This window comes from Pseudonocardia sp. SID8383, from assembly GCF_009864975.1.
Taxonomy (GTDB): domain Bacteria; phylum Actinomycetota; class Actinomycetes; order Mycobacteriales; family Pseudonocardiaceae; genus Pseudonocardia; species Pseudonocardia alni.
On record NZ_WWFY01000556.1, the window covers coordinates 1 to 4,806 of the forward strand.

7 protein-coding genes are annotated in these 4,806 nt (G+C 71.7%); 5 read left to right on the forward strand and 2 right to left on the reverse strand.

The window, feature by feature from the left end:
* Positions 1-112: 112 nt before the first annotated feature.
* Entirely contained in the window at positions 113-1,219 is a 1,107-nt protein-coding gene (corA, locus tag GTW08_RS13660) for a magnesium/cobalt transporter CorA (protein ID WP_062404203.1), read from the reverse strand.
* 365 nt (positions 1,220-1,584) lie between these two features.
* On the opposite strand from corA, the gene GTW08_RS13665 reads away from it, so the two are divergent.
* Positions 1,585-2,088, forward strand: coding sequence for a MaoC family dehydratase (locus GTW08_RS13665; protein WP_020623563.1), 504 nt, complete (start codon positions 1,585-1,587; stop codon positions 2,086-2,088).
* A 109-nt stretch (positions 2,089-2,197) separates the two neighbouring features.
* Here the strand turns inward: GTW08_RS13665 and GTW08_RS13670 are convergent, their stop codons facing one another.
* Complete coding sequence (locus GTW08_RS13670; protein WP_073577762.1) at positions 2,198-2,602, reverse strand: NUDIX hydrolase; 405 nt, start codon at positions 2,600-2,602, stop codon at positions 2,198-2,200.
* Positions 2,603-2,711: 109 nt separating this feature from the next.
* Between GTW08_RS13670 and GTW08_RS31060 the strand changes: the two genes are divergently transcribed.
* The 4 genes from GTW08_RS31060 to GTW08_RS13685 all read left to right on the forward strand — a co-directional run.
* The gene (locus tag GTW08_RS31060; protein WP_167379107.1) at positions 2,712-2,864 is read left to right on the forward strand and encodes a hypothetical protein; all 153 of its coding nucleotides are present in this window, start codon (positions 2,712-2,714) and stop codon (positions 2,862-2,864) included.
* Between the two features lie 4 nt (positions 2,865-2,868).
* Positions 2,869-3,426, forward strand: a complete 558-nt coding sequence (locus GTW08_RS13675) for a PH domain-containing protein (protein WP_073577763.1) — start codon at positions 2,869-2,871, stop codon at positions 3,424-3,426.
* A gap of 55 nt (positions 3,427-3,481) precedes the next feature.
* Entirely contained in the window at positions 3,482-4,369 is an 888-nt protein-coding gene (locus tag GTW08_RS13680; RefSeq protein ID WP_073577764.1) for a PHP domain-containing protein, read from the forward strand.
* Between the two features lie 58 nt (positions 4,370-4,427).
* Positions 4,428-4,806: RecB family exonuclease (locus tag GTW08_RS13685; protein WP_161151998.1), on the forward strand; the 379-nt coding region annotated here is incomplete at its 3' end.

The following is a 4,806-nucleotide window of genomic DNA, read 5'->3' on the forward strand; positions in this document are numbered from 1 at the left end:
CCCCGGCCCCCCGCGGCCACGCCCCGGGGACGCGCTCCCGCCCGCCGGGGACGACGAGCCGCCGACCCCGCCGACGGGCACCCGCCGGGTCTGACCGGCGGGCGTCCCAGGCCTACAGCCAGCCGTTGCGGCGGAAGTTGCGGTACAGCAGCCCGCACAGCGTCGCGATGACGATCAGGACCATCGGGTACCCGAAGTCCCAGTGCAGCTCGGGCATCGAGTCGAAGTTCATGCCGTAGACGCCGGCGATCATCGTCGGCACGGAGATCAGGCCCGCGTAGGCGGTGATCTTCCGCATGTCGTTGTTCTGCCGCATGCTGATCTTCGCGAGGACCGCGTCGACCAGGGTGGTCAGCAGCTCGTTGAAACCGGCCACCTGTTCGGCGACGCCGCCGAGGTGGTCGTCGACGTCGCGGAAGTAGGACCGCACGTCGTGCGGGACCAGCGCGCTGTAGCCCTCGGCGAGCTTGCGCATCGGCCCGACCAGCGGCATCACCGCACGACGCAGGTCGAGGATCTCGCGCTTCATGACGTAGATCTGCTCGGGGTTCATCGTCGAGCGCGGCGAGAACACCTCGGCCTCGACGGCGTCGATGTCGTCCTCGATCTGCCCGCAGACCTCGATGTAGGAGTCGACGACGTGGTCGGCGATGGCGTGCAGCACCGCCGCCGGGCCGAGGGACAGCTGCTCCGGGTCGTCCTCGAGCCGCCGCCGTACCTCCCGCAGGCCGGTGTGGCGGCCGTGCCGGACGGTCACGACGAAGTCGCGCCCGAGGAAGGCCATGACCTCACCGGTCTCGACGATCTCGTTCGACGTCGTCGGGTCGGCGTGCCCGACGTAGCGGACGGTCTTGAGCACCATGAACAGCGTGTCGTCGTAGCGCTCGAGCTTGGGGCGGTTGTGCGCGTGCACCGCGTCCTCGACGGCGAGCTCGTGCAGCCCGTAGGTCTCGGCGACGCCGGCGATCTGCTCGGAGTCCGGCTCGTGCAGCCCGATCCAGACGAAGCCCTCGCCGCGCTCGCGGACCTCGGCGATCGCCTCGTCGTGGGTCCAGCGGCCGGGAAGCCGGCGGCCGTCGACGTAGACGGCACAGTCGACGACGTAGGCGGACAGTGGGACACGCAGCCGGACGGGCGGGCTCGCGGCGGCCCGCGCCGCGGCGCGCTCGGCGCGGCGGGACGGGCGGATGGTGGGGCGGAGCTGGGAGAGCGAGGGCATCACGAGGACCACCTCCGGGCGTGCCGGTGCGGCTCGGGGGCGAGCGGCACCGGGGAACGGTGCGACCGCGCAGGGCGGCCGCCGGGCCGGAACTCGCCTCCCGCCGGGATCAGCCCGTGACGTACTCCGGGGCCGTGTGCAGCGGGAGGCGGCACCTACTGCTCGCCGGTGTCTGGGACGCGGACACCGCACTCACCTCCCTAGCTGTTCCGGTGGACGTCCTGTGTCTCGTCCGTGCGCCGGCGGACGTCACCGAGATGTGACATCCCCGACCGTGCACGTGTGAGCCGGACCGCCCTTCCTCGCGCGGGCCACCGGATAGATTACTCCCGCAACGAATCGACAGCGTGATGGGAGCGTGAACGGTGCAGTTCGGGCGCTACTACGAGGAGTTCGAGGTCGGTGCGGTCTACAAGCACTGGCCCGGCAAGACGGTCACCGAGTACGACGACCACCTGTTCTGCCTCCTCACCATGAACCACCACCCGCTGCACATGGATGCGCACTACGCGGAGGAGACGACCGACTTCGGCAAGAACGTCGTGGTCGGCAACTACATCTACTCGCTGCTGCTGGGCATGTCCGTGCCGGACGTGTCGGGCAAGGCGATCGCGAACCTCGAGGTCGAGTCGCTCAAGCACACGAAGCCGACCTTCCACGGCGACACGATCTACGGCGAGACCGAGGTCCTCGACAAGACCCCGTCGAAGTCGAAGGACGACCGCGGCGTCGTGTACGTCGAGACCCGCGGCTACAAGCAGGACGGCACCGTCGTGTGCACCTTCCGCCGCAAGGTCATGGTGCCCAAGCGGTCCTACGGCGACAGCCGCGGCGGGGAGCAGCCCGGCCGCCCCACGCCGCAGGTCTGACCCGCGGCACACCACGCCGGCACCGGCCCCCGACTCCGTCCCGGAGCGGGGGCCGTCGTGTGTCACCCACACGCATACCGCGGGGCCGGACGGGCACCCGCCGTGGCGGTCAGGTCCGGGGCAGGCAGTCCCAGCCGCCGAGGGTCTCGGTCAGGCCCTCGACGACGGCCAGCGTCGCGTAGTCCGCCCGGTCGACGAACCGGGCGTCGGTGGCGTCGTCGCCGGCCCGCGGGATGCCGTCGCCGGTCGCGAGGGTGCAGAGGTAGTCGGCGATCCGGTACGGGCCGCGGAGGACCACCCCAGCCAGGCGCCCGGGGACGACCGTCAGACCGGTCTCCTCGGCGAGCTCGCGGACCACGGCCTCGTGCTCGCTCTCGCCCGCCTCGACCCGGCCGCCGGGGACCGACCAGAGCCCCCGACCAGGCTCGTTCGCCCTGCGGACGAGCAGCAATCGTCCGTCCGGGTCGAACACGATTCCACCCACGCAGGCGACGTGTCGGCTACTGTCGGTCATCCGGAACGACGGTACGCTGCTCGGGTGCCGGTACCGGGGCCAGTCGGCCCTCCGGTACCAATGACATGTCTGTGTGTCCGACACACCGAGAAACGGGTGGGCAGGGAACGTGAAGAAGATCCTGATCCTGGTAGCGGTGGCGCTGGGGATCTTCCTGGTGATCACCAATCCCAATGGTGCGGCCGGTTCGGTCTCGAACGTGGGCAACATCCTCTACGACGCGGCGCAGTCCGTCTCGACCTTCGTCACCAACCTGATCTGAGCCCGTGCTCGCGCCCCGGGAGATCGACGAGTACCTGCTCCCCACGGAGCGGCGCGTCATCCGTGTGCGCCAGCACTGGGCGGTGATGGTCAAACACATCTGGCAGACGGCGCTGTTCATCCTCGTGGTGATCGGTGTCGAGCAGCTGCTCGACCGGCCCGGGGTCGACCCGGTGCTGGACGTCGTGGTCGACAACCTGGCGTTCTACCTGGTCGTCGTCGCGGTCCTGCGCTACACGGCGCTGTCGATCCTCTGGTGGATCGAGCGGATCGTGATCACCGACAAGCGGGTGATGATCGCCCAGGGGATCATCGTGCACAACGTCGGCATGATGCCCCTGGGCAAGGTCACCGACCTGACGTTCCAGCGTTCGCTGTCCGGGCGCATGCTCGGCTACGGGACGATGGTCGTCGAGTCCGCGGGCCAGATCCAGGCGCTGAACCGCATCGACTACATGCCGCGCCCCGAGGAGATCTACGAGGCGCTCTCCGAGCTGGTCTTCGGGGAGAAGGGCAAGACCCGCGCGACCGGCATGCTCGCCAAACCGCGCTGGCGGCGCTGACCCGTGTGTCCCGTCGCGGGATGCGCGCGCGCCGCGCGGCGCTAGTGTCGGTCACGTGTCCGTCATCGATCTGCACGCCCACTCCACCGCGTCCGACGGCACCGACTCCCCGGCCGGGCTGGTCCGGGCGGCCGGCGCCGCGGGGCTCGACGTCGTCGCGATCACCGACCACGACACCACCGCCGGGTGGGCCGAGGCGGGGGCCGCGCTGCCGGCCGGTCTCGCGCTGGTGCGCGGCGCGGAGTTCTCCTGCCTGAGCCCGACCGGCCGCACGGGCGAGCCGCGCTGCTCGGTACACCTGCTCGGCTACCTGTTCGACCCGGAGCACGCCGCGATCGTCGCGGAGCAGGAGCGGCTGCGGTCCGAGCGCGTGCAGCGACTGGAGACGATGATCGGGCGGATGGCCGCCGACGGGTACCCGGTCGACGTCGACACCGTGTTCGCACACCTGCCCGAGGGCGGCAGCGCGGGCCGGCCGCACCTGGCCCGGGCGCTCGTCGCGGCCGGCGTCGTCGGGTCGGTCGACGAGGCCTTCTCCGAGCTGCTGCACAACGACAGCCCCTACTACGTGCCGCGGGCCGACACCCGGGTCGAGACGGCCGTCGAGATGATCGTCGCGGCGGGCGGGGTCGCGGTGTTCGCGCACCCACTGGCCCGCAAGCGCGGTGTGGTCGTGGAGCCGTCGGTGCTCGTCGACCTCGTCGGCTGGGGGCTGGGCGGGATCGAGGTCGACCACCCGAACCACGCCCCGGCCGACCGCGAGCTGCTGCGCGGGATCACCGTCGAGCACGGCCTGCTCACGACCGGCTCCAGCGACTACCACGGCACGAACAAGACGACCCCGCTCGCCGAGGAGACGACCGACCCGGAGGTCTACGCGGCACTGACCGAACGGGCCACCGGCGTCCCCGTGCTGCACGGCGGATCCGGCGGCACCGCGTGACGGTGCGTCGCCGGGAGTGATCGACGGTCGGTGACCGTCCCGGAGTACCGTGGCGCCCATGGCCCGGACCACCGCTCCCGCCACCGGGACCCCGGACGGTCAGCTCGGCCTGGACCTGCTCGACCCCGGCTTCGGTGCGACCGCGCTGCACCGGGTCACCCCGGCCCGGCTCGACACCTGGGACGCCTGCCCGCGCCGCTACCGGATGTTGCACGTCGACCGCCCGGCCCCGCCGCGCGGCGGCGGGTTCGCCCACACCACGATCGGTGCGGTCGTGCACCTGGCGCTGCGGTCGCTGGCGGCCCTGCCCGCCGAGCGGCGCACCCCGGAGCAGGCCGCGTCCCTGGTGGACCGGCACTGGACCGGCGAGGGGTTCGCCGACGACGCCCAGGCCGCCCGGTACCGCGAGCGCGCCCGGGACTGGCTGGCCGCCGCCG